The sequence below is a fragment of the Thiomicrospira microaerophila genome (assembly GCF_023278225.1).
Taxonomy (GTDB): domain Bacteria; phylum Pseudomonadota; class Gammaproteobacteria; order Thiomicrospirales; family Thiomicrospiraceae; genus Thiomicrospira; species Thiomicrospira microaerophila_A.
In genome coordinates this window covers 65,771-89,906 of record NZ_CP070959.1, presented here as the reverse complement: position 1 = coordinate 89,906, position 24,136 = coordinate 65,771, and the positions used below count along the sequence as shown (strand labels likewise).

Here is a 24,136-nt window from a genome sequence, read left to right as displayed (position 1 = left end):
AACCCCATGACAAAAGACGTCACTAAAACCGAAGAAATGGTTTTACAAAACAAAGCCACGGAAAAAACCGCGCTTAAAAGCAAACAGCAAGAACTAGAAGTCGCCAGCCAAACGACCAGTGCGCTGCCATCAGCCGGCGCACCCAATGCAGACCTTCCAAGCATTAACACCAATGATGGCCGCTACAGCCGCTATGGTTGGATTGCACTCATCATTGTTTTCTTGTTTGGCGGAACCTGGTCGGCCACTGCACCCCTTAACAGTGCAGCCGTCGCCGTCGGCGAAGTGGTTGTGGTATCGCACAACAAGGTTGTTCAACACCTTGAAGGCGGAATTGTTGCTGAAATTCTAGTAAGCGAAGGCGAACTGGTAGAAAAAAATCAACCCCTACTCCGTCTTAACCCAACCCAAGCCCAAGCAGAACATGCGATGATAAGCGGCCAACTGAACGAAATCATTGGACTTGAAGCCCGTTTGCGTGCAGAACAAATGAGCGCCGAAACCATCGCCTTTCCGCCCAGCCTAACAGAACGTTCAGAACAGCCGGACATACAACAAATTATCGAAGCACAAACGCGCCTGTTTGAAGCTCGCCGTACCTCACTGGCCAGTGAAATGGCGATCTACAGCCAACGTATTCGTGCGCTAAACCAGCAAATCCAAGGATTGACTGACTACATACTGACCCTCGAAGATCGCATCGCCTCCTATGAAGCTGAAATCAAAGATTGGGACAGCCTATTCCAAGAACAATTTGCCGATAAAACCCGCATTACCGAAATGCAACGTGAACTGACTCGTTTACGCGGAGAGCGTGACCAAAACCGCTCTGAAATTGCGCGTCTTAACGTAATGATTGCCGAAGCTGAAAACCAAAAACTCCTTTCGCAACAACAGATGCTCAAAGAAGTCTCCTCTGAACTGCCAAGAGTACAAGCCGAGCGCATGGATCTCAACTTCAGAAAGCAAATTCTTGAAGACCGTCTAAACCGCATCACCATACCCTCACCGGATACAGGCCTGGTTAAAGGGCTCAACGTATTTACCCTTGGCTCAGTTATACGCCCAGGCGAAACCCTAATGGAAATCGTACCGCGCACCGAAGACTTTGCAGTGCGTGTGCGCGTAAACACCACCGACATAAACCAGGTTCATGTCGGACTCATCGCCGATGTCCGCTTCTCCGCGTTTAACACCCAAACTACCCATGTTATAGAAGGCGAAGTCATCAACATTTCAGCCGACAAATTCGTTGATGAACGTCAAGGCATGGAATACTTTGAAGCCCGCATCAAAATCACGCCGGCTGGGGTTGAACAAATGAGACAAGATGGCATTTTCATACTTCCGGGTATGCCCGCTGAAGCGATGATCAGAACCGGGGATCGAACAGTATTCGGCTACTTTGTTAAACCCTTCCAAGACATGTTTGCCCGCGCGTTTAGAGAGTCCTAATCGAAGCCAAGATAACATGCAAAAAGCCCCAACGGTTGGGGCTTTTTAGCATGACTTTTTAGTTGTTTTCATCTTTAAGCGGTGATTATTCGTAATGTGTCCACATGCGATAAATCTTAATCAATTTTTCTTCTTCAAACACTTCATACACCAAACGGTGTTGCTTATTAATGCAACGGCTGATTATGCCTTTTAAATCTCCTTGCAGATATTCATAAGCCGGAGGATAGGCTAACGGGTTAACTTGAATTAACTCAAGAAGTGCAATCACTTTAGGTTTTAAGCCAGAAGCATTGAGTTTTTTAGAATTTTTTTGAGCCTGCGACATGAACAAAAGCTGGTACATTACCAATCCAATTGGGCAAGAGGCACGCCTTTATTATTGGGTTCAGATCTTGCTTGATGTAAGCTTTCAACCATACCATTCACTCCTCATAGATAAGACTCATCTGTCACCAAAGTATCACTGTCTAAAATAGCGACCTCATCCGGTGTGAGAAGTGGTTTAACAACCACATAAACTTTTCAGTTACTGCGTCATCGACCTGTAATGTTAATGTTTGCATGAAGTATTTCCTCTCGTTTAATGCGATTAGACAATGCTATTTTAACACAGCCTTTGTAGCATAGAGGTTAGTAGCAACTAGAGAGCCAAGCGGGTCTGAAAGAGATCGCCACGGCCTTCGGCCTCGCGATGACTGGTGTATGAAGTTGGTGGCCTTGCGACTGGAAGAGAGTCTTCGGCCTCACGATGACGAACAAAAGGATAATAGCAATTAATTATTAATTATGGGTGTCCTTTTAGTTTTAAAAATTCAAGGCGACTTATAACCGAAATGCCAATAAAATCGGCTGATTGAGCTAGACTAACAACATCAGGATGCCCTTTTAGCAGCGCCACAATCGCGTTGGTATCAAAAAAATAACGCTTACCACTCATTGCGCAAATTTTCCTGCTGCGCTAGGGCAGCACCCTGCCACTCTAGTTTACCGACAAGGTCTGAAAAGTCATACACAGACGATAAATCTGCGGTTTTCTGAGTTAAGGATGTTTCTATATTTTCAGCCAAAACAATCACTTTTACGTGTTGGTTTTTAAGTTTATCAAATTCGGGAATACGAAGATATTCGCTATTCAAATCCGCTTCAAATTCAATCGCATACATAAGCAATGACCCCAATTTTTAGTGTTCATTCAATTATACGCTAATCAGGTTTTAGCTTGGATTGGTTTACATAATATTTAGGCTAGTTTTATAAAACATTCCTATTTTCAATTAAGCAAACACGTATTTTGCCAAACCTTCGGCTTTCTAGCATAGAGGTCTGTGGTTTTTTAACGCTGTCAACTTTGTTCAATAGGTCGTTGGATCCTGGTGGAATCAGAAACGTCAAAACCTTTTCAAGAATTTACACGCACCGAGGTGAGTAGCAACTAGAGAGCCAAGCGGGTCTGAAAGAGATCGCCACGGCCTTCGGCCTTGCGATGACTGGAGTATGAAGTTGGTGGCCTTGCGATGACTGGAGAGCAAGGCCTAAAGTAGTTTCATTAGGCTAATGATTTTAAAAGCTCAATAAAAGCCGGATTCGCTAGGGTTAAACCAAAAATCATTAATCCGATAATCACCTTGAGTAAAATTTGCATATTTTTCTGTTCAGAGCGTACTTCGCTGATTTCAGCACGCACCTCGCTGATTTCAGCACGCACCTCGCTGATTTCAGCTCTAACGAATTCTTTTGTTGCTAATTCACTGCGTAAGCTATCGTATAGTTCATTCTTAAGCTGCTGTTTCTTTTCAAGAATAGACTCAACAGCCTTATCATCTATAGCTTGAATTGATGACTCAATCGCCTGAGCAAATACGTCTGTTTTATGCTTATCGCCAAGAGCTTCCAGCAGCAGATCGTAAATCGGGCGCGGCAGGGTATAATTCATCATAGAATCCTTCAAATCCTAAATTTTCATTTATTTTATCACTAAGCCATCATGCAACCAGATCAAAATAATAGAAAAATCCAAACCAAAACATATTTTAATGACAGAAGTAACATAACGGAGTGTCTTTTTAATTTAAATAGATCGCCACGGCCTTCGGCCTCGCGATCACGAACAAAAGGATAATAGCAATTAATTATAGTTAATTATGGGTGTACTTTTAGTTGCTTTTAGTTGTGGTGGATATGACAATGCCCGTTTTGCAAGAGAAATGGCGCAACCCGAGGTTGCTGCCTGCTATCAGGCATTGGTTGCAGGACCAATGGTTGGCTTAGATGGACAACTTTATATTGGCCAATACAACCAAGGAGCCTACTTTCGTTAACCAATAAAAAACCCCGAAAACGGGGTTTTGACTAAAACATAGTAAAAATAAAAATATTACTGTGTTTTAGTTAAGCTCAATTCAAGAATTTGATAATAACCATTTCTAGCAGTCTGCGTAATGGCTAACTCACTATTCAAACGATCAAGCAACTGAGCAACAACCTGTAAGTTTTGAACTTGTACTTTGCCTTCATCATTAAAGTCATCAAGGCAATAACGTTTACCATCAACAGTAATAACATCCTTCTTTTTGTTAGCAGCTGCCGTTTTTTCAGGTAAATGCTGATTCAGCACTTGAAGATAAGAAGATCGAGCCATATTAGTTAAAGCGATTTTATTTTTTAACTGTTGAATTTCACCATCAGCAAATTGTAAATTCATTAACTGCTGTTTAGCCTGATCCGATAACGAATCAATATCATAATTTTTTCCGTTAATCGTTAGTTGCTGCTTTTTTTCTTTCGGCATCCCTACACATCCTCTTAATCATTAATGCTAATATCTATTTACCCATTAATCTCAATAGATCAATCTTTAAAATTAGATTATATCGTCAAAATTAATCTAACATTAACTTTTTGGCATAAAAAATAGATAACTAAAAAACTAATAAATCAGATTGTTTATATGAAGGGGCTTTTTTTAGCGTTAATCTAGTTGATATATAAATAGCATAGCGGTTGCAATTAAAAATTGTTCATAGGTGAATGGTTTAAAAGGCTCCAGTATTTGGAGCCTGGGGTTGATTATTGTTTTGTTGGTTGCGGAAGGGCTTCTGTTAAGGCTTTGGCGTAGGTGGCGCGAGCAGTTTGGGCAATCGCTAGTTTTTGTTGTAGGCTGGCGATTTCTTGGTCTGTGATGCGCAGGTTCATGATTTGATTTTTTGCATTATCAGACAGACTTTCGACATTGTATTCTTGGTTGTCAATCGTAATGGTTTGTGTATTAGTATTGGTTGTCATATTTTTTCCTTTAGGGTTTGTGTTTAAAATTTAAGTGAATCGTCGTTGTTTTCACCAAAGTATTGATCCAGATCAAAGTCTTCGTTGGCGGCTTGGTTTTTAAGTTGGCCTGAAGCTTTTTTAGCCAATAGACCATCTTGTAGGTTACTAAGCGAACCGATATGGGCGTAAATTAGATCTAATGCACCGGTTTTGATGAGTTCACTTAGCTTCTCGGGTTGCAGGTTTCTTAGTTTAGTTTGATCCACCACTCGAAAACCTGCTAGGGCTACCGGTTCAGCGTCTGTTGGCTTAACCGTTAGGGCTTGTTCGACTAGCAGGCCTGCTTGGTCTATTTGATTAACCAGTTTTTGGGTGATGCCAAAATCCTGTTGTAAACTTAATAAGGCAGTTTGAATCTTTTCTAACAATCCTGTGCCACTGCCATCTTCGTTAAATATGGGCTGACCCACTTCTTCTGAAAGTTGCGGGGCACTGGTGTCAATTAAAACACTAAAGCGCTGTTGATCAGGATTATCATTAGGTTGATTTTGTGCCGGTGCAGTGATAAACGGATAGCGCCTAAAATGGGCTGGAACATAACGCCCCCACCAGGGTGGATTGCCGTCACCTAAATAGGCGTTCACACCAGACTGCGTACCCATAATTGCAAGCGGCAGACTGTCTTTTTGTAACTGAAAAACCATGATGTATTCACGGGCAATCGGCCACTTTTCGCCTGACACTATAGGGCAAACTATTTGTTCGGCAGAGAATCGATAGTCAGGTTGACTATTTAGCTTAAGTTGTCGGTGCTTATCCGGACTTAAGGGCTCTGGGGTTTTGAACATGTTTAACTCCATTTTTCTTGATAAAAAAAAACCGCCCCACAAGGGAGGCGGTCAGTATCTATAAAGCTACTAAAACTTTAGTACATTAAGATGCAAAAGTGAAGTTTTCGTTAGATAGATCAGTAGCAGCTGTTACACCTACAAGTTGAATTTCAAAATTCATTCCAGTATTAGACGTAATAACCGTATCGGCACCAACCTGCGCGATATTGATTTCAGCCAAACCTTGAACACCAAGATCACGTAAATCAAGGACAGAAAGATTTGTCAAATCTATTGGTGCAGTATTGAAACCACGGAAACCTGTAATTACCCAGTCTTCAGTTACAGCAACTGCATCCTGAGTAAAGCGGAAAGTGGTGATTTCAGCAGCAACAGCAGCATCATTGATATTAGCAGCGTAACCATTTAATACGATAGTAGTATTTGAAGCTCCAGCTGCAGCAACAGCTGTAGTAATAGCACCGATTTGACCAACGTAGTTAGCAAAATTAATGGTTGTTAAAGAGTTATCTAATGCAGCACCCAATGTTAAGGTGTCATAGGTACCAGTATTTGCAAAGTGATTTAGACCACCTGTGAACTCAAGAACACGTGCATCACCATCCAGGGTAAGGTTAAGAGTTTTGTTATCAGCAGCTAAAGCACCACCAGTTAAGTTGCCAGCATGAGCTAAATTAATACCCACAGACTGATAACCAGAAACTGTTAAATTATGGGCTTGACCACCAAGCAACACACTTGTATAGTCAATATTAATTGCACTTGCAGGTACACCTGCTGCTGCACCTGAGTTTAACGTGATGTTATCATTCATTAACTGTGAATTAACTACGTTACCATTTGCATCCCTGTTTTGATCACCCATTGACACAGTTACGCCTGCACCTAGGTTGTTCAGAGTAAGTGCAACTGCACCAGCTGTACTATCGGTAATAACAAAATTATTCGCTGAAACGCTTTGGGCATTGAATGCGCCTGAAGCGTTTTGAACAGTAGACCAATCACCAAACATAGTGTTGTTGCCAAGTATGTTTTGTGCACTACCAAACTGAATTGTTTCAAAACCAGTAACATTAACAGCAGAGTTACCCTGTACACCCGTTAACATCAAAGTATCGTTGTTACCATTTGTACCAACAATTCTATCTACCTGTCCTACTGCTGTACCCCAGTTACCAATCATGCCCCCAGCAACAGCCAAGTTAAGATCCGCACCCGTCATACCTGCACCTGAAATATTTAATGCAGAAGAAGCAGTTACGCCCGCAGCAGCAGCTTCATTAGACATAGTCACAACATTAAAGGTTAAGTCCTGAGTACCAACCAAGTTAAGGGTATTCACATCACGACCATTGAATGCTGCAACTAGGTTACCTGTGTTACGGTCACCATCAGAATCTATAGTAACGGTACGTGTTGCAGAGGCACCATCAATTAACAAGTTGTTAACAGACAACACACCAGTTGTTTTAACACCATTTGCCTCATTTGATAGACGCGCAGTATTGTCTAAGGTGACAGTTCTATTAGCTCCGGCATCATTGGTTAACTGTACAGTACCAAATAACTGGTCATTTGTACTGTTATTACCAATGGTTTGGTTTTTACCAGAAACAGTAACGTCCTGTGCAGCTGCTAGGTTGATCAGCTGAGTGTTATCGCCTGCAGTTGGCAGACCAGCTACAGCTGTATTACCATCAGTAGCAATGATTACATTTGTAATGCCAGCCATGCTATTGAAGTTATGCTGAGTGTTATTTACTACGTTATTACCTGTACCTTCAACTTCATAGGTTTGGAAATTAGCAAAAGATGCAAAAGTATTGTTTACAGCTGTACCATGTGATTGTGCAACGACGATTGAGTTGGCACCTGTACCACCATCAACAGAAGTTGAGTTTACGTTAGCGACGTTAATGATTAAACGGTCATCGCCAGCACCTAAATCAATGTTCATACCAAAGTCACGATCAGCAGAGACAGCAGAACCTGTACTTAGATCAACAATATTTAATATGTCGTTTTGTGAGCCAGTAGTGTAGTTAAAGTTAACAACTTCAGTTGCTGAATCTAAATAACGGCCAATTGCATTATCATCTAAAGTTATTGCTGTATTGATTGCACCTTGGAAATTTGAACCATCAAATTCAACTAGGTTAACGAAGCCTGAGTTAACAGCTACACCGGCAATAGCACCAACCACTGCACCTGTACCGTTATCAGCCCAAGTAGCTACACGACCATCAAGGTTTGCAGTAGTTCGCCCAATTTCTAAATCACCATTTGCGCCTGTGCTTTCTAGACGCACCACTTCTAGGAATTCGTTAATTGAACCATCACGCAGGTTGTTATACTGACCTGGAACTTGGTTAAAAGAGGTAATAGAGGTTAAATGACTGTCTCGATTTACAGTAATATCTAACTCTTCCATACCACGTAGACCTGACATGGCACCTACGTTGAATGCACCACCTTGTGAACCATTACCAGCATTATCAAGCACTAAATTAGTAATAGTTGGGCCTTCGATGGTAGCTGGCAAGCCTAGCGCTGCAAACTTTTCTTCGTTAGTAGTTGAGCTGGTGATTACCGTTCCTGATGGATTAATGTTGAAGTCACCTGATGCTGAGTCAGATACAGTGAAGTTACCGGTTCCGTTGTGTGTCACGGTTAGGGTTTCTAGGCCTTCAGTTGCGTCAATTACCGCTTGCAATGCATCACGTAGCTCAACCCAAGTGTTAGCTGCTTCAACGTCATCAGATTGTAGGTTGTAAGTGGTGCCTTCGTAGTCAAAACGAATACCGATTACGTTGATGTTTGCGATTTGTGCGCCGAAGTCACCTTCTTCACGAATACGGAAAGTAAACGCTGAATCGGTAGTATCCATCTGCCCTTCTAGGTACATTGCATTGAAGAAGTTGTTAAATGCAACACCTGGATCAGTAGAAAGCATACCGAAGGTTGTTTCTTGGGTGTTTGAACGAATGTCTTCGATAGTGATGTTTGAACGGCTGTTATCAGACCACCATTGCTCAACACCTTGCATGTTTTGTGCATCGATGGTGTTAACAAAGTTTGGCATTTGCGCTTGGAAGAATACGTTTTGTACGTTAGTAGTGGTGGCCATAATTGGAGCCGCGTTAATACCGTCAGCAACAGTACCTGTACCAATTAAGGTTGCTTTAAGGGTGTTGATACCGCCATTACCGTCAATTACGTCACCGGTTTCAAATGTGTTAGCTAATACACCAGCACCTGTTGCATTTTGAACGACTGGTGCCATGAATACGTCATCACCATCAGTACCGATTAGGTTGTCTTGCATTACTGTTAGTGTAGTACCACCTTGAGTTGCACCGGTATCTGCATCAGCCATTTCGCCTACTGCAGTTTGTAGTGTGGTCAATAAAGCCGCTGCGTTTTCGCCAGCAGCTACGTTACCAGACTGTACAAAACCGATAGATTTTTCAGCGATTTCAGTACGCGCGAAGGTACCGTCAGCAATTTTACCAACCCACCAAGCTACGAAGTCAGCAGATGGAGAAGTTTGTCCCCATACTTGAGCAAACATGTCTCTTACTAGTTGTTCGTTGGTTGTTGCTTGATTCGCATAAGTATCATTAAACGCATTAATGAAGTTTTGAAGTTGTGACATTAGATTACTCCTTTAGAGATAAAAAAACTTGTCAAGTTTACAAGCCGTTTTTAAGGTTAGGCAGGTTTACGACACACGAATCAGCCAAAATTTGTTGTTCTTTCACTGTTTCGACGCTAGTAAACTTAATAAGTTTCAAGCCTATTCCTTTAAGTCAATCGCAATTAGACCAGATTGGAAACGGTTTTGCAATTATTTTGCCTATTTTTTTTACGCTTGTTTTCTTATGTGGTTTATTAATTGAATTTATTACAATTATGTTAACTTTTTCTTGATCTAAATCAATGAGAAATTGTTGTTGTAAGCCTGCTTAATTGTTAGTTTATAAATTCTTTACCCCTCTTGTCCATCAGTTACCGATTGTATTGTTAGTTATTACTAATCTGTCAATAATGCTAGAATAAGCTATTATTTTTGGTTTAACGACTGTGTTTAAGAATACTTTATCACTATTAGACTTAATTTCCACCCCCCATCGCCACCAACTGTTGAGATTACAGTTCTGGGTTGTTATTTCTGCGATGATGGAATTTATTTCTCTAGCATCTATTGTGCCATTTATTGCCTTGATTGGCGATAGCGCCTACATTTACCAGTCGGGTTTATTGTTTTCACTTTTTAATTTGTTTGGTTTTGAACGTGAGGCCGCTTTTATTAGTCTTGTTGGGTTGGGAATATTTTTGCTTTTAAGCTTTTCTATGGCTTTGTCCTTGCTAACCTTATGGCGACTGTCAATTCTGGCAAGTCGTATTGGTGCTGAAATCGCTGATTGTTTGTATGTTTATTATATTACACGACCTTGGTTGTTCCATAGCACGCATAGCAGCGCTGAACTTAATAAACAAATTTCTACCGAGTCGGTTCGGGTGACACATGGGTTTATTCAACCACTTATTCAGCTTAATGCAAGGTTGGTTTTAGTTGTTGTTTTGGGGCTGGGTTTGTTTTGGGTTAACCCTTGGCTGGCCTTGGCTGGCTTGCTGGTGTTTGGGTTGGCTTATGGTTTGGTTTATTTTTTTGTACGTCGGCAGGTTTATTATCATGGTGAGCAGCTTTCGAATTTGGCGACTGAGCGCTATCGTTTGATGCTTGAGGGCTTTGGTGGTATTCGTGATATTTTGTTATCGCATCGGCAAGGTTTTTTTGCACGACGGTTTGTGGATACCAGTGAAGGACTTGCTCAGGCGATTGGTAGAAATAATGCATTGGTTTTGGTGCCACGCTTTATTGTGGAGTGGTTGGCTTTTGGGCTTTTGGTTGCGGTGGCGAGTATTTGGTTAGTTTTTGGTGAACAAAGCTTAGTGAGTGTTTTGCCTAGTTTGGTGTTTTTTGCGTTGGTGGCGTTTAAATTGTTACCTGCTTTGCAGCAGGTGTATGCAAACTTAACGGTGATGAAGGGCAATCTGGCTGCATTTGAGTCGATTGAAGCAGATTTACAGGCGGCTCGCTTGGCGTTAGCTTCTGATTCCGCCGACAAGCCGTGCAGCAGAGAGGCTTCTAGCCCTGCTCGATTGTGTTTAAAGCAAGGGGTGAGGTTTAGGTCGGTTTGTTTTGACTATCCACAAGGCTCCCGCCCTGCTTTGGTGAATATTGATGTTAGTTTTGGTGCAAAACAGACGATTGGTTTGGTTGGGGCTTCCGGTTCAGGCAAGTCCACCTTGGCTGATTTGCTTTTAGGCTTGATACGCCCGACTGCGGGTGAAATTCAGTTAGACGGGGTAAGTTTGTCGGATGGGCAGATTGATGATTGGCAATCGCTGGTTGGGTTTGTGCCTCAGAGCATTTTTTTGTCGAGCGGTTCGATTGCGGATAACGTGGCTTTTGGTATCGAACCCGAATTACGCGATCAGACGGCGATTGTTCGGGCTTTAGAGCTTGCGCAGTTGTGGGATTGGGTTTGTAGCTTGCCCGAAGGGTTGGATAGCGAGGTTGGGGAGCGCGGTGTTCAGCTTTCAGGTGGCCAGCGCCAGCGGATTGGGATAGCGCGGGCTTTATATCGTGATGCGGAGGTGTTGGTGTTGGATGAGGCGACGAGTGCTTTAGATGGCGTGACGGAGCGTGAAGTGATGAATGCGATTGTGCCGATTCGTGGTCAAAAGCTGTTGGTTATCATTGCGCACCGGATTAAAACCGTAAAGGATTGTGATGTGATTTTTGTTTTGGATCAGGGGCGGGTGATTGCTCAGGGTGACTTTGCGTCGCTTTATGCGAGTTGTGCGCCGTTTAGGGAGTTGGCCGATCATGGTTAATCGTGCCTTGAAGCTTTGGCTACGCCGCGCCCTGCCTGTCAGGGTGGCGAATAGGCTGGTGTTTTGGCGTGATCGTTTTAGACGCCGTTTGGCTGAATGGGGGCTGGCTTGCTGCTTGGCCAAAAGTTGGCGTTGCGATGTGTTGAGGCGCGGCTGGCTTGGGAAACGTTTTAAGGGGTTAAATTGTTTTAAGGTTGTTTGGTTGGATGAGGCTGATAGCTGTAAGCTAGCGGTATTGGCTTCCGCTGAGCGCCACCCTGTGTTTGGGCCTGCCGAAGTTGGTAAACAGGGCGCAGTGCGGCAAAATTTAGCCGCCGAAGTGGGGTTGTTTCGGTTTGAAAGAGGCTTGGTTCATGGTCGTTCTTCTCATGTTTTTTTAAACCAAACGGCGGTCATTGAAAGGATGCCGGAGGTGGCTGAGGGTGAGTATGATTATGCCACCGGTGGTTTGATTATTAATAATGCTGAGTGTGCGCTTTTAGATGCTTATTGGGCTGAGGCTCCGCTTGAATTTGAGCAGGCGCTTTTTGTAGGGGGGAATGGGGCGCATAATTTTTACCATTGGTTGGTTGAAGTTTTTACTAAGTTTGCGTATTTGGAGCAGGTGGCGCCTTGGGTTGATAAAGATGTTCCGCTGCTGCTGCCACAGGAGGTGCTGCATACCGCTAACTTTTTAACCTGTTTACGTTTATTGCCGTTCGAATGGCAGCAGCGGGTGGTGTATTTGCCGGCCGGAAAAATGGCGCGGGTGAAGGTGCTGTTTACTATTAGTGCGCCAAACAATGTGTTGTTTAATACTGCGCAACCGGGTTTGGATTTGCGGTTTTTTTATTACCGCCCTGCTTCTGTGCTTTGGCTTAGAGATAGGGTTTTGGCGGAAGCCTTGTCGCAGAACTGGGGTTTAAAGCCGTTGGCGCGTTTGTTTTTAGCTCGACGACGTGGTTCGGCCAGAGGTTATAACCAAACTGAAGTTGAAGCCTGTTTGGTTAAGCATGGATTTGAGCCGGTGTTTATGGAGGATTTTAGTTTATGGCAGCAGGCTTGGTTGTTTTATCATGCTAAATGGGTTGTTGGGGCAAGTGGTGCGGCTTGGACTAATATTGTGTTCGCTAACCCTGATCTTCAGGCGTTGAGTTGGTTGCCTAAGCATTTGATGGATTTTTCGGCTTTTTCTTCTTTGGCGAAGTATGTCGGTTGCGATTTAAGATTTTTGGCGACGGAGGTGGATGAGCCGGATTATTTGCATTCGAGTTATCGAGTGAATGCCGCTGAGTTGGAGGCTTGGCTGGATGGTTTGAATCTGGGTGCGGATAATGATTGACACTAGGCCGTTGGTGAGTGTGGTAATTCCTTGTTTTAATCATGCTGCATTTGTGGCGGAAACGATTGAGAGTGTGATTAATCAGGATTATGCCAGGATTGAGCTGGTGGTGATTGATGATGGCTCGTCGGATAATTCGGTGGCGGTGATTCAGCCGTGGGTGGATGCCTGTGAGAAACGGTTTGAGCGGTTTGCGTTTTTTGCGCGGGAAAATCGCGGCGTGGCGGTGACGCTCAACGAGGGGTTGGCTTGGTGCCGGGGTGCGTTTGTCTGTCCGATGGCGTCTGATGATGTGATGTTGTCTAATAAGGTGAGCCGACAGTTGGCAGAATTTGCGGCTTGTGATGGGTCAGTGGCTGGGGTGTATGGCGGCGAGATTGTGATTGATGCTGAGGGTCAAGTGATTCGTGAGCGGGATTATCCGCGTTGTGTCTATCGTTTTGAGGATGTTTTTTTACGTTATGCGTTTTTGTCTGCTCCTTCTGCGATGTTTCGGCTTGAAGCTTTGCGCGCTATAGGTTATCGACCGGGGTTGGTGGTTGAGGATTGGTTTATGTCGTTGCGCTTGTTAGCCGATGGCAAGGTTTTTTTAAACACCGGGGAGCTGTTGGTTAAAAAGCGGTTGCATCAGCAGAATGTGTCTTGGCAGTATGAGGCTATTTGGCAGTGTTCGGTGAACATTTTAGAGGATTATCGAGATCATCCTTTGTATTCAAAGGCTTTGGCGCGGGTGATGGTGGCGCAGATGTTTTATTATTTGAAAACCGATAAGTTTGAGGCTTTGCGTTGGTTTTGGCGGGCTTGGCGAACTGACGTGGGGTTGCCTTTTGATAGGCGCTTGTTAAAAACCGCTTATTTGCGGTTTTTTAAGTAGCTTTATGGGGGTTGAAGTTGTTGAGGGCGGCGATGACGGTTTGGGTTTGTTGCAGAGTTTGCACCGGACTAATGGGTAGGCTTAGAACCTGTTGCTGAAGGGTTTCGGTAATAGGTAACGCTAGGTTTTCCCAGTTTGGGTAGGCTTGTTGTTTGTGCGCCGGTATCGGGTAGTGAATCAGGGTTTGGATGCCTTGTTGAGTTAAATAGGTTTGCAATTTATCGCGCTCGGTGGTGCGGATTACAAATAGGTGCCAGACGTGGCTTGCGTATTGTTGTATGTTTGTTGTTGAATTGTGAATGGGTAAAACAATCCTGTCATTTTCGACAGCCTGCATATACATCGCGGCTATCTGGCGACGGTGTTGAATTTCTTGATCTAGGTGTTTGAGTTTGACACGCAGCAGCGCGGCTTGCATTTCGTCTAGACGGCTGTTGAGGCCTTGGTAGCGGTTTTGGTATTTTTTGTGACTGCCGTAGTTGCCGAGCGCGCGGATGATTTGTGCCAGTTCGTTGTTGTTGGTGGTAACCGCCCCGCCATCGCCGAGCGCGCCCAGATTTTTACCCGGATAGAAACTAAAACCTGCGGCATCGCCCCAGTTTCCGGCTTTGCGGCCGTTATGCTGCGCGCCATGCGCTTGTGCCGCATCTTCGATCACCAAGAGATTGTGTTTTTGTGCTAGGGTGTTAATCGCGGGCATATCGGCGAGTTGGCCGTAGAGATGTACGGCGAGGATGGCTTTGGTTTGTGGGGTAATGGCTTGTTCAAGCAGGCCTGGTGCAAGGTTGTAGGTTTGTGCATCCGGTTCTACCAGTATCGGTTTTAGGCGGTTTTCGGTGATGGCGAGCATACTGGCGATGTAGGTGTTGGCCGGTACAATCACTTCGTCGCCTTCTTTTAGTCGGCCGAGTTGTTTGTAGGCTCTTAGAATAAGAATCAGCGCATCTAAGCCATTCGCCACGCCGATGCAATGTTTGGTGCCGCAATAGTCAGCGAACTCTTGCTCAAAGGCGTTGCATTGGCTGCCTTGGATATACCAGCCGGAATGCAACACTTGGTCAAACGCCTGCTCAAAATCATTGGTGTATTGTTGGTTTATGGCTTTGAGGTCTAAAAAGGGCACTTTTTCTGCGGCCGTATTTTGAGCGATAAATTGCGCCGGGGTTAGTATGTCATTTGGGTACTTTGACAACATACCTTCGTCACGCGTGAGGACTTTGGCATCTACCGCGCGCGCTGAGGCGATGATTTGTGAGTCTTCGATGTCGTCGTAGTCGATGTCAATGTAGCTTGGAGTTTTGGCAAGTTTTACTTTGGTAAGAAGGTCTTTTATTGATGACCTAGCTATATTTTTGGCGATAGCGGTTGTTAAGCCAGTATAACGCTTGATTTCAGAAACCATAACGAACTCAAGGTTGTCCAAGGATGATACACTAACATAAATGGGCGTGTTGCGCTCATAAAGCATTTCAATGACTTGTTTTGAGCTCGGAAAATTGCGTTGCCTATCTTCAGAGAGCATATCGATAATAATATTGTTATCTAGTAGAACCGCTTTCATTTATATTTTTTCATTAAATAGTTTGCTCTAGCTTCGTAATGGGCTTCTGATTTTTCATACCCTTCTGGCAAGTTAGCTAAACTTTTTGAGACGATTGTTTTCCAGTTTTTTTCGATATAGTCATCTGACCAGGCCTGGTTGTGTTCAGTTGGTTGGTGATTTACGATTTCAAGTTCGTCTTTTTTAAAATGCTGCAAAAGCCATAGCAAGCGTTCTTTTACAAGCTCGTTTTTAATTTCTAAAACTAATTGGCTCATGTTTATATCCTTGGCCGCTTAATTGAGAAAACGGCGGTACTTTTGCTTGATTGTTAAATAGTCTTCATATGTGTAGTTGAAGTAATAGTTTAATGCATCTTCGCCTATTATGCGTGCACCAAAGCGTTGGTGAAATGCGATGACGCGTTGGTTGGCTTTGCGCACGTCAAAATGGGCTTTTTTGTAGCCTAGTTGCTGAAAGCCAAATTCGTAAATCAGTAGTGCAGATTGGATTGCTGTAGTTTGCGGTGCGCCGTCTTTGATTAACCAACTGCCCCAGCAGAAGGATTCCGGTTGTAGGTCGTACACACGCACCAAGCCCAGCGGTTCGTGCTGTTGGCTTTCGATAATAAAGTAGTATTCCAGCCCCGCTTGCTGGCGAAGTTGGTAGGCTTTAAGCCATTGTTGTTGGTTTTTTAGGTTATTTTCGACCGGGTTAAGGTGGCGGGTTTTATCCGTTTGTGTTCTCAGCGCAAGTATAAACTCGGCATCGCTTAGCGCTGCTAAACGTAAGTTGATACTTTTTCCGGTTTGCTTAATCATGGGTTTGTTGACACCAGGGTTTTAAATTGTTGGTAGTCTCGAATATAGTCTTGTTCATCATAGGGTTGATTGGCGATCAACATTAATACACAGTCCGTTGTGAAGTCGTGCATTTCTCGCCATATCCATTCGTCTATTATTAAGCCTTTTAGTGGGTTATTTAGGGTAATTTCTTGCCTTTGTGTGCCGTCATCCAGTACAAAGCGACAGGAACCGGCTAGACATACCGCGATTTGTTTGAGGTTGCGGTGGGCATGAAAGCCTCTGGATACGCCGGGTTGGGTATTGAAGATGGTGTAAACGCGCTTGATGTCAAACGGGATATTTTTTTGCGCTTCGAATGCAATCAGCGAGCCGCGTTCGTCACCGTGGAGTTCGAGGTCTAGGGTTTTAATTAGGTTCATTGATGTGTGTTTTCGTCTTTAGTTATGGACTTGGCTTTTATGCTCTGTATTATGCCAGTTTTGCTGTTTTTGAGCAAAACTTGCACGATTTAATGGGCATTTTTTCGGCTTAGGACAACGCCGAGGGTGAGGATCAGTATGCGGATATCGAGCATCAGTGACCAGTTTTTGATGTAGTGTAGGTCAAATTCTACGCGCTTTTGCATTTTTTCTAGCTGTTCGGTTTCGCCTCGCCAGCCGTTGACTTGCGCCCAGCCTGTAATGCCGGGTTTAACTAGATGGCGTTGCATGTATTTGGGGATAAGGGTACGGTAGAGTTCGTTGTGGGCTTTGGCATGGGGCCGCGGGCCAACGAGCGACATTTCGCCTTTGATGACGTTGATGAGTTGGGGGAGTTCGTCTAGGCTGGTGTTTCTGAGCAGCCTACCGAGCGCTGTGATGCGCTGGTCGTTTTTTTGCGCTTGTTGGATCTGGTCGCCGTTTTCACAGACGGTCATGCTGCGGAATTTGAGGACGTTAATTTCTTTGCCATCCAGCCCGTAGCGTATTTGTTTGAAGAGTATTGGGCCGGGTGTGGTAAGTTTAATCATGATGGCTATTAGGGCGAGTAGCGGCCATATAACGAGTAGTATTGAGCTGGCAAGGCTGAGGTCGAAAAGCCGTTTGACCCAGCGAGCTGACACGGATTTTAATGGGGAGTCAAATACACTGAACACAGGTATGCCGTTTAGGTTGCTGTAGCTGCCTTGCATTAGGTCGAAGCTGAAAAGGTCGGGAACAAATCGCACCACTTTTGTGGAGTTGGCAAAGTGGTTAAGCAGTTGCTGTATTTGGGCTTCTTCTTTGGTCGGCAGGCAGATAAATACTTCGTCATACGGTTGGGCCGGCTGGTCTAGTGGCTGGCCTTTGGCATCGAGAAATCCGTTAAATTGATAGCCTAGCCAGGGCGAGGTTTGCAGTATTTCAGCCAGTTGTTGTCCGATTTCGTTTCGGCCACAAATGACTATGCGGCGTTTTATTCTGAAAAAGCGGCGGTAGGCCATTAATATGAGAATAATGATAATTCGATAGCCGACCAGTAACAGGATAAATAGCGTGAACCAGTGTATTAGAAAGTTGAGCGTAAATATTGGGTCAAGCGGTTTGCTGAGGATAAGAAAGCTGCCCAGTGCGGTAGCCAGCAGGCCTGCTTTGATGGCGAGCGATAGTATGGCGGTCATGGAGCGGTCAAGCCAGTTGCGGTAAACACCGAGCAGTTGGGCGCTGACCAGGTAGGCTAAACCGGCTAGGAGTGCAATTATAATTGGCTCTGAAGGGTCTTGACTGTGACGCCAGCCCTCCATCAACATCAGTGTTATTAGCGGAAGGCTTAGGTCGAGTAGTCGTTGAATCCAGAGCAGAAATTCGAAATCTCTGCGATACCCCAATGTGCGCTCCTGTTGTTTCGTTTGGTGATGATTTGGTTTGGTATTATACTGGCCGAATTTGTTTTTTCGGCAGTTAAATTAGGGGTATTTGTTATTGTCTTTTAATCTGCCGTTTGTTTTTTTGAAGTGAGGGTGAATGAAAGGGATTATTTTGGCCGGGGGTTCGGGAACTCGTTTGTATCCGATTACCAAGGGGATTTCGAAGCAGTTGGTGCCTATTTATGATAAGCCTATGATTTATTATCCTTTGAGTGTGTTGATGCTGGCAGGGATTCGGGAGATTTTGATTATTACGTCGCCTGAGTCTTTGTTGAGTTTTCAGGCATTGTTGGGGGATGGCAAGGAGTTGGGTCTGTCGTTTGAGTATGTGGTGCAGCCTTCCCCGGATGGTTTGGCTCAGGCGTTTATTTTGGGGCGTGAGTTTATTGGTGAGGACGATGTTTGTTTGATTTTGGGGGATAATATTTTTTATGGTCATTATTTGATTAAAACCCTTGCGGCGGCGGTTGAGAATGCGGCGAAGGATAGAATGGCGACGGTTTTTGGCTATCATGTTCATGATCCTGAGCGTTATGGTGTGGCGGAGTTTGATGACGAGGGTCATGTGGTTTCGCTTGAGGAGAAACCCAGCCGACCCAAGTCAAATTATGCGGTGACCGGTTTGTATTTTTATCCGAATGATGTGGTGGTTAAGGCGGCGGCGGTAAGGCCTTCAGGCCGAGGTGAACTTGAGATCACTTGTTTAAATCAGATGTATTTGGCTGAGGAGCGTTTGAAGCTGGAGAAAATGGGGCGCGGTTTTGCTTGGTTGGATACCGGCACCCATGAAAGTTTATTGGAGGCTTCTCAGTTTATTGAAACGATTGAGAAGCGCCAGGGGTTAAAGGTTGCGTGCTTAGAAGAGATTGCGTTTGAGATGGGTTATATTGATAAGCAAGCCTTGCTGGATTTGGCTGAACCTTTGAAAAAAAACCAGTATGGTCAATATTTAATTCGCTGTGCGGAAAGGGAAAAGTAGTCGTTTTTTAGCTGAGTTTAGCGTCACCAGGCCTGGTTTAGTTCAGGTCTGGTTTTTGCTGGCGGGTTTTTAATCTTAAGGGCGTAGGTATTGGTAGCCTTTGGCTTGTAGGTGGGCTATTTCTGCGACGCCTGCGGGTACTATGTCGGTTTCTTCAACGTCTTTTAGGCTTCGCCAATCGACGTTTCTGGCTCTTAGGGTGTTGTTGCATACTTTGATTTCAACGCCTTGAGCGCGCAGGTTTTCCAGCGCGGCGACGGTTTCAGGTTTGCTGGTTTCAAGTGCTGCCATACCGCCGGCAAACACGACTATTTTTAGGTCGATCTTGTCGGCGCCTATCGCTCGTACATGGTTATTTACGTTGCGCAGGATTTGTAGTTGGAAATCCGGGTTGCTGTCGTTAAGCTGGTAAACGACCTTTTGGTTGCCATAGCCTTCATGGGTGATTTTTGGTTCTTGGTATTGCGCTTGGGCGCTTAGAGCCAGCGCCCATAAGCCGAATAGTGCGATTAGTTTTTTCATGCGTCCTCCTGTTTATTTTTACGCAAAATTAGCTTACTTGTTTGCTTGGTTTTTTGCGCGCTGATTTATATGATTCAGGGATTAGTTTTTCTTATTGTTTGCTTTAAGCCCAATTTTTTCTTAATTTTGTACCGCCCTTGCTGATTTGTATTTTTCGGCGCGTGGTAGAATTTGGTTTATTTTGTGATTTGAGTAGTCTGTTTATGATGAACTTGGATAGGAAAGCCCAGCAGTTTAAGGCCTTGGGGCATCCGGCGCGTTTGCGGATGTTGAATCTTTTGTGCCGGCAAGAGAGTTTGTGTGTGTGTGAGTTGATGCGGGTGTTGGGGTTTGCGCAGAGTTTTTCTTCGCGGCATTTGGCGATTTTGCGAGAAGCAGGCCTGGTGGATACCGAGAAACATGGTACTTGGGTGCATTATCGTTTAACGGCTGAGGGTCAGGCGTTGTTAGCTGATGCCGGTTTGGATCAAATCGAGAGTTTGCGGGCGGATCTTGCGCGGTTAAATCGGTCGGATTGTTCTTCTTGTTAAAGGCGGTGTGTGATGCGTTATTCTATCAGCGGGTTTAGGGGGTTGTCAGCTTGGCTTTTGGTTTTAGTTTCGAGCCTGTTATTTTCCAGTAGTATCAAGGCGGAAGATAGGCTTTTTTGGCAGGCATTGGCGCAAGGCGGTAAGGTGGTGTTGATTCAACATGCGTTGCTGGATGAGGCGGTGGGTGATCCGTTTTCGCTGGATCCGTCTTGTTTTATTGAGCGCAATTTGTCTGAGGCGGGGCGTGAGCAGGCTAGGTCGATTGGTGAGGCGTTTAGGCAACAGGGTATTAAGATTGATGCGGTTTGGGCCAGCCCGCATTGTCGCACTAAGGATACGGCGGAACTGGCTTTCGGCGAGTTTGAGGTGAAAGCAGAGTTGCGTTTGATTCGGGCTTTAACCGAAGAACAGGCGAATGCGAATTTGCGCTGGAGCCGCCAATTGATTGGCAACTTTAACGCAGAGGGTAACTTGATTCTGGTAACCCATCGCCCCAATATTGGCGAGTTGATTCATCAACGAGTCCGCCCCGGCACGGTGGCGGTGGTAGAGCCTTTGGGTGACGGTTTGTTTGATCTGGTCGCCACCAAGGTGTTTGACTAGATAATGCCTTTACGCTGGGCAAGAAATCCTAGCAGGTAGAATACGCCTACCACTGCAATGCCTAGCCAGGTTTCGTCGGCTTTGTTAAACAAATCGACGATGAGCGGGGTTAGGTATTGGGTTATTAACGCAAAGCCAAAGGCGCAAAACAGGATAAATAGGCTGACCTTTAGAAAGAAGTTAAGCCCGCCTAGCTGTTGTTTGAATAGACTCATCATGTTGTCGCCATAGATAACCAGCAGGGTGGCCATCATCGCAAGACTGATGGCGTAGAGGTGCGGCTGGATAAGGCCGGTAATGAATATTAGAATTTGCGTTAAGGCATCGGTTAATACACTCCATTCCATAGCCCTCTCCTTTTGGCTTTTATTCTGTTATTTTAGGGTTGACGTTCGCATTGGTATCGCTGGCCTTGTGGGTCTCCGATAATGACTTTTTCTAGGGTTTCGAGCAGTATTTTGTTTTGCTGTCGATAGGGCATCGGCGGCAATAGGGCTTCGAGTTGCGAGATCAGTGCGTATTGCAGTTGAACACCGCTTTGTGTCGCCGGGCTAAAGCTTAGGCTTTCGACTTCTAACACCAAGTGGTCGCCTTGGCGTTGCCAACGGCCTTGGCTAACGGCGTTGACTGTTGGGCGCACAAAGCCGAGGTTAACGCTGGCTTGTCCACGAGAGGCAAATTGCCCTTGGCGATTGAGCAGGTTGTGGCTGGTAATCGCAACTTCTACCGGTTGACCGATCATTGAGATGGCGATTTTTGACGGACAAACCCAGCTGCCTTCCAGCGGCAGCGTGGGTTTGGCTTGGGCGCTTGCCATAACGCTTATTAGCCCGACTAGACTGAGCCATCCCCTGCCTTTGGTTTTTAGCCAATTCATTGCGCAGATAACCACATTTTTAAGCTGTGGCTTTGGCCTGCCGCCAGGGTGTAGCTATTTTGTAGCGCATTGCCAGCTTCAACACAGAGCATGACCTGGTAGTCGGCATCCGGCATGTCGGCAAAGCTTTTCACCCCCTGCTCGCCCGGATTCCATACGATCGTGCTGGCGCTGTTTTGCTTTTCGATCAGGATGTTGCGTCCTTGATCGTGGATTTTTACCGCCGCGCTGTGATCTACATAGACACAATCCATCGGGGCTTGGAGTTTTAAGCTTTCGGTTTGGGTGAATTCTGCAAAATCACGGTTTTTGTCAAAATAGCTCGCGCCTTCTAAACCGCTAATCAGCAGGCCTGGTGCTTGGGCTACGCGGAAATAGGTGTGCAAGGCTTCTGATACCGTCCAATCTTGTTGGCTTAGGTTTTCGCCCTTGAGTTCGACTTCGAGTTTTTCGGCTAGGGTGACGATTAGGCTGAGTTTAAAATCATGCGGCCAGGCTTTTTGAGTGTTGGCATTGGGAGTTAGGCTGAGGGTAAGCTGGGTGGCTTCGCCTTGTTCACCGACGGATGTCACGGCTTCAACCTGCCAGAGTTCGTAACGCGCAATGCCGTGGGCTTTTTGGCCGGCATCAGTCGGGTGCGCGCCAAACCAAGGCCAGCATACCGGCACGCCACCGCGTACCGGTTTGGTGCCATCGTAAACGGCTGTTTGTGAGACATACAGTAAGTCATCACCCCCTTGCGGAATGTAGCTTAACAGGGTGGCGCCGTTGGTGGTTAAGGTGGCTTGACCAAAGCTGTTTTTTAGTTCCACCATGATCAGTTGGTCTTGTTGGTAAAAACGCACGTTTGGGTGATTGAACCGGGTTTGTAGTGAACTAAGCATGGTGGTTTCCTTGGGTTGTTGGTTTAGGCGGTTTTGGCTTGCGCATCGTCTTGCAGATGGGCTTTGGTTTGTTTTTGCATGTTTAAACCCAGCTTGGCAAACAACTGGTGGTCGTGGTCGGCTTCCGGATTGTCGGTAGTCAGCAGTTTGTCGCCATAGAAGATTGAGTTGGCTCCGGCAAAAAAGCACCAGGCCTGAGCTTGTTCGTTCAGTTCCATGCGTCCGGCGGATAAGCGCACATAAGACTTGGGCATCAAAATCCGTGCGGTGGCAATCACACGAATAAATTCAAACGCATCGGTTTGGTCACGCATGGCTTCTAAAGGCGTACCTTCAATCGGAACCAGCAGGTTTATCGGCACCGAACCGGGATGTTGGCTCATATTGGCGAAGGTGCGCAGCAGTTCGGCGCGGTCTTTGTGTTGTTCGCCCATGCCGATAATGCCGCCAGAGCAAACATTAATGCCGGCTTGTTGCACCTTGTCGATGGTGTCGAGTCGGTCTTGGAAGCTGCGGGTGGTGATGACTTTTGAGTAGTAGGCTTCGGAGGTGTCGAGGTTATGGTTGTAATAATCCAGGCCTGCTTCTTTAAGCTGTTGCACTTGTTCGTCATCCAGCATTCCGAGCGTCATGCAGGTTTCCATGCCGAGATCACGCACCACCTTAACCATTTCCAATACCACCGGAAAGTCTTTTTTATTCGGGTTGCGCCAGGCCGCGCCCATACAGAGGCGGGTTGCGCCCTTGGCTTTGGCTTGCATGGCTTTGTCGAGTACTTCTTGTACCGCCATCATTTTTTGTTTTTCCAGCCCGGTGTCGTAGCGTGCGCTTTGTGAGCAGTAGGCACAGTCTTCGGCACAACCGCCGGATTTAATGTTAACCAGCGTGCTGACTTGCACTTCGTTGGGGTCAAAATGCAGCCGATGCACGGTATGGGCTTGGAACATCAGATCGTTAAACGGTTGATCCATAATGGCTTTGATTTCTGCCAGCGTCCAGTCGTGTCGCAGTTCACCGAGTTGTTTCATATTTTGTTTTCCTTGAGGCTATTGTTGGCTATTATAACCCCAACGTATTGACTAGGTGTAAGCAGATGCATTGGCTTGAGCGCTGGATTTTTCCACCCCGCTGCGTGGTAACGGATCGCTTGACAGACCGTTTGGATATTAGCCCTGCTTTGGTTGAAAAATGGCGACCCAAGGTTGACTTGTGCCCGCGATGTGCCGAACCCAGCGCGCAGGGTTGGGTGTGTGGGCGCTGTTTGCGCTCGCCCCCTGCCTTTAGCCGCACCCAGGTGGCGTTTGAATTTGAGCATGAATTACGCGAGTTGATTCATCAGTTGAAGTATCACCGGCAATTGCACCTAACCCGTCTGTTTGCTGAATTAATGGCGGAATCCTTTGATCGGCATGGCGTTGAGGCGCTGGTGCCGATTCCGCTGCATCGCACTCGCCTGCGTGAACGCGGCTTTAATCAGGCTTTAGAAATCGCCCGTATGCTGGGTAAGCAGCTTGATCTGCCGGTTGTTGATGCGCTGAGTCGGCCAAAGGCAAGCCCAAGCCAAACCAATTTGAACGCTCAGCAACGGCGACGCAATCTTAAATCGGCATTTGTTTTTCAGCCGCAAAGCCTGAACGGAATCGGCAAGCTTGCCTTGGTGGATGATGTGATTACCACCGGCAGCACCATGCAAGCCGCAGCAAGCACCTTAGCTAACGCACAAGCAGGCCTGGTCATCGAGGCGTGGGCGCTCGCAAAAACGCTTTGAATCCCTCTAAAATTTGCGCTGACCGCCAAAAATGCTACACTCAAACTTAAATGAATACCTCAAGAGGGGT

At 45.6% G+C, this 24,136-nt stretch carries 27 protein-coding genes; 9 read left to right on the top strand and 18 right to left on the bottom strand.

Annotation, left to right across the window (positions count from 1 at the left end; translation table 11 throughout):
* Positions 1 to 6: 6 nt before the first annotated feature.
* Positions 7 to 1,455, top strand: a complete 1,449-nt coding sequence (locus JX580_RS00465) for an HlyD family type I secretion periplasmic adaptor subunit (protein WP_248850849.1) — start codon at positions 7 to 9, stop codon at positions 1,453 to 1,455.
* An 85-nt stretch (positions 1,456 to 1,540) separates the two neighbouring features.
* On the opposite strand, the gene JX580_RS00460 is transcribed toward JX580_RS00465, so the two are convergent.
* From JX580_RS00460 to JX580_RS00445, 4 genes are all read right to left on the bottom strand, one after another.
* Entirely contained in the window at positions 1,541 to 1,801 is a 261-nt protein-coding gene (locus tag JX580_RS00460) for a Txe/YoeB family addiction module toxin (protein WP_248850848.1), read from the bottom strand.
* A 441-nt stretch (positions 1,802 to 2,242) separates the two neighbouring features.
* Entirely contained in the window at positions 2,243 to 2,395 is a 153-nt protein-coding gene (locus JX580_RS00455) for a hypothetical protein (protein ID WP_248850847.1), read from the bottom strand.
* Entirely contained in the window at positions 2,385 to 2,621 is a 237-nt protein-coding gene (locus JX580_RS00450) for a hypothetical protein (RefSeq protein ID WP_248850846.1), read from the bottom strand. Before JX580_RS00450 ends, JX580_RS00455 begins: the two co-directional genes overlap by 11 nt.
* A gap of 383 nt (positions 2,622 to 3,004) precedes the next feature.
* Entirely contained in the window at positions 3,005 to 3,394 is a 390-nt protein-coding gene (locus JX580_RS00445) for a hypothetical protein (protein WP_248850845.1), read from the bottom strand.
* A gap of 205 nt (positions 3,395 to 3,599) precedes the next feature.
* Here JX580_RS00445 and JX580_RS00440 point away from each other — a divergent pair, with 205 nt between their 5' ends.
* Entirely contained in the window at positions 3,600 to 3,776 is a 177-nt protein-coding gene (locus tag JX580_RS00440) for a hypothetical protein (RefSeq protein WP_248850844.1), read from the top strand.
* A 56-nt stretch (positions 3,777 to 3,832) separates the two neighbouring features.
* On the opposite strand, the gene JX580_RS00435 is transcribed toward JX580_RS00440, so the two are convergent.
* The 4 genes from JX580_RS00435 to JX580_RS00420 form a co-directional block, all read right to left on the bottom strand.
* Positions 3,833 to 4,246 (bottom strand): DUF6447 family protein, encoded by a 414-nt coding sequence (locus JX580_RS00435; RefSeq protein WP_248850843.1) that lies wholly within the window; start codon positions 4,244 to 4,246, stop codon positions 3,833 to 3,835.
* Between the two features lie 278 nt (positions 4,247 to 4,524).
* Positions 4,525 to 4,740, bottom strand: a complete 216-nt coding sequence (locus JX580_RS00430; protein WP_248850842.1) for a DUF6447 family protein — start codon at positions 4,738 to 4,740, stop codon at positions 4,525 to 4,527.
* A gap of 23 nt (positions 4,741 to 4,763) precedes the next feature.
* Complete coding sequence (locus JX580_RS00425) at positions 4,764 to 5,570, bottom strand: SapC family protein (protein ID WP_248850841.1); 807 nt, start codon at positions 5,568 to 5,570, stop codon at positions 4,764 to 4,766.
* An 85-nt stretch (positions 5,571 to 5,655) separates the two neighbouring features.
* Positions 5,656 to 9,228 (bottom strand): beta strand repeat-containing protein, encoded by a 3,573-nt coding sequence (locus JX580_RS00420; protein WP_248850840.1) that lies wholly within the window; start codon positions 9,226 to 9,228, stop codon positions 5,656 to 5,658.
* Between the two features lie 428 nt (positions 9,229 to 9,656).
* On the opposite strand from JX580_RS00420, the gene JX580_RS00415 reads away from it, so the two are divergent.
* The 3 genes from JX580_RS00415 to JX580_RS00405 are packed head-to-tail and all read left to right on the top strand — an operon-like array spanning position 9,657 to position 13,672.
* Positions 9,657 to 11,477, top strand: coding sequence for an ABC transporter ATP-binding protein (locus tag JX580_RS00415; RefSeq protein ID WP_248850839.1), 1,821 nt, complete (start codon positions 9,657 to 9,659; stop codon positions 11,475 to 11,477).
* The gene (locus tag JX580_RS00410) at positions 11,470 to 12,798 is read left to right on the top strand and encodes a glycosyltransferase family 61 protein (protein WP_248850838.1); all 1,329 of its coding nucleotides are present in this window, start codon (positions 11,470 to 11,472) and stop codon (positions 12,796 to 12,798) included. Before JX580_RS00415 ends, JX580_RS00410 begins: the two co-directional genes overlap by 8 nt.
* Positions 12,791 to 13,672, top strand: coding sequence for a glycosyltransferase family 2 protein (locus tag JX580_RS00405; RefSeq protein ID WP_248850837.1), 882 nt, complete (start codon positions 12,791 to 12,793; stop codon positions 13,670 to 13,672). The genes JX580_RS00410 and JX580_RS00405 overlap by 8 nt, the downstream gene beginning before the upstream one ends.
* Here the strand turns inward: JX580_RS00405 and JX580_RS00400 are convergent.
* The 5 genes from JX580_RS00400 to JX580_RS00380 form a co-directional block, all read right to left on the bottom strand.
* The gene (locus JX580_RS00400) at positions 13,665 to 15,233 is read right to left on the bottom strand and encodes a DegT/DnrJ/EryC1/StrS family aminotransferase (protein WP_248850836.1); all 1,569 of its coding nucleotides are present in this window, start codon (positions 15,231 to 15,233) and stop codon (positions 13,665 to 13,667) included. The genes JX580_RS00405 and JX580_RS00400 overlap by 8 nt on opposite strands.
* Positions 15,230 to 15,490, bottom strand: coding sequence for a hypothetical protein (locus JX580_RS00395; RefSeq protein WP_248850835.1), 261 nt, complete (start codon positions 15,488 to 15,490; stop codon positions 15,230 to 15,232). The genes JX580_RS00400 and JX580_RS00395 overlap by 4 nt, the downstream gene beginning before the upstream one ends.
* An 18-nt stretch (positions 15,491 to 15,508) precedes the next feature.
* Entirely contained in the window at positions 15,509 to 16,033 is a 525-nt protein-coding gene (locus JX580_RS00390) for a GNAT family N-acetyltransferase (protein WP_248850834.1), read from the bottom strand.
* Positions 16,030 to 16,437, bottom strand: coding sequence for a sugar 3,4-ketoisomerase (locus tag JX580_RS00385; RefSeq protein WP_248850833.1), 408 nt, complete (start codon positions 16,435 to 16,437; stop codon positions 16,030 to 16,032). The genes JX580_RS00390 and JX580_RS00385 overlap by 4 nt, the downstream gene beginning before the upstream one ends.
* An 89-nt stretch (positions 16,438 to 16,526) precedes the next feature.
* Positions 16,527 to 17,864, bottom strand: a complete 1,338-nt coding sequence (locus JX580_RS00380; protein ID WP_248850832.1) for an undecaprenyl-phosphate glucose phosphotransferase — start codon at positions 17,862 to 17,864, stop codon at positions 16,527 to 16,529.
* Between the two features lie 136 nt (positions 17,865 to 18,000).
* Here JX580_RS00380 and rfbA point away from each other — a divergent pair, with 136 nt between their 5' ends.
* Positions 18,001 to 18,882, top strand: a complete 882-nt coding sequence (rfbA, locus tag JX580_RS00375; RefSeq protein WP_248850831.1) for a glucose-1-phosphate thymidylyltransferase RfbA — start codon at positions 18,001 to 18,003, stop codon at positions 18,880 to 18,882.
* Positions 18,883 to 18,957: 75 nt separating this feature from the next.
* Here the strand turns inward: rfbA and JX580_RS00370 are convergent, their stop codons facing one another.
* Entirely contained in the window at positions 18,958 to 19,404 is a 447-nt protein-coding gene (locus JX580_RS00370) for a DsrE family protein (protein ID WP_248850830.1), read from the bottom strand.
* A 203-nt stretch (positions 19,405 to 19,607) separates the two neighbouring features.
* On the opposite strand from JX580_RS00370, the gene JX580_RS00365 reads away from it, so the two are divergent.
* Both JX580_RS00365 and JX580_RS00360 read left to right on the top strand, forming a co-directional pair.
* A complete protein-coding gene (locus JX580_RS00365) occupies positions 19,608 to 19,934 on the top strand; it encodes an ArsR/SmtB family transcription factor (RefSeq protein WP_248850829.1) in 327 nt (108 codons plus the stop codon).
* A gap of 12 nt (positions 19,935 to 19,946) precedes the next feature.
* Positions 19,947 to 20,537 (top strand): histidine phosphatase family protein, encoded by a 591-nt coding sequence (locus tag JX580_RS00360; protein ID WP_248850828.1) that lies wholly within the window; start codon positions 19,947 to 19,949, stop codon positions 20,535 to 20,537.
* Here the strand turns inward: JX580_RS00360 and JX580_RS00355 are convergent.
* From JX580_RS00355 to bioB, 4 genes are read right to left on the bottom strand one after another with little or no spacing between them, the layout of a single operon-like run.
* On the bottom strand, positions 20,534 to 20,884 hold the full coding sequence (locus JX580_RS00355; RefSeq protein WP_248850827.1) for a DUF3392 family protein: 351 nt from the start codon (positions 20,882 to 20,884) through the stop codon (positions 20,534 to 20,536). The two genes, JX580_RS00360 and JX580_RS00355, sit on opposite strands and share 4 nt — an antisense overlap.
* A 32-nt stretch (positions 20,885 to 20,916) precedes the next feature.
* Positions 20,917 to 21,414 carry a hypothetical protein gene (locus JX580_RS00350; protein WP_248850826.1) on the bottom strand — a complete coding sequence of 166 codons (498 nt, stop codon included), beginning with the start codon at positions 21,412 to 21,414 and terminating at the stop codon, positions 20,917 to 20,919.
* Complete coding sequence (locus tag JX580_RS00345) at positions 21,411 to 22,298, bottom strand: D-hexose-6-phosphate mutarotase (RefSeq protein WP_248850825.1); 888 nt, start codon at positions 22,296 to 22,298, stop codon at positions 21,411 to 21,413. Before JX580_RS00345 ends, JX580_RS00350 begins: the two co-directional genes overlap by 4 nt.
* 23 nt (positions 22,299 to 22,321) lie before the next feature.
* Positions 22,322 to 23,326 (bottom strand): biotin synthase BioB, encoded by a 1,005-nt coding sequence (gene bioB / locus JX580_RS00340; RefSeq protein WP_248850824.1) that lies wholly within the window; start codon positions 23,324 to 23,326, stop codon positions 22,322 to 22,324.
* A 65-nt stretch (positions 23,327 to 23,391) separates the two neighbouring features.
* Here bioB and JX580_RS00335 point away from each other — a divergent pair, with 65 nt between their 5' ends.
* Positions 23,392 to 24,066, top strand: a complete 675-nt coding sequence (locus JX580_RS00335; protein ID WP_248850823.1) for a ComF family protein — start codon at positions 23,392 to 23,394, stop codon at positions 24,064 to 24,066.
* Positions 24,067 to 24,136 lie beyond the last annotated feature (70 nt).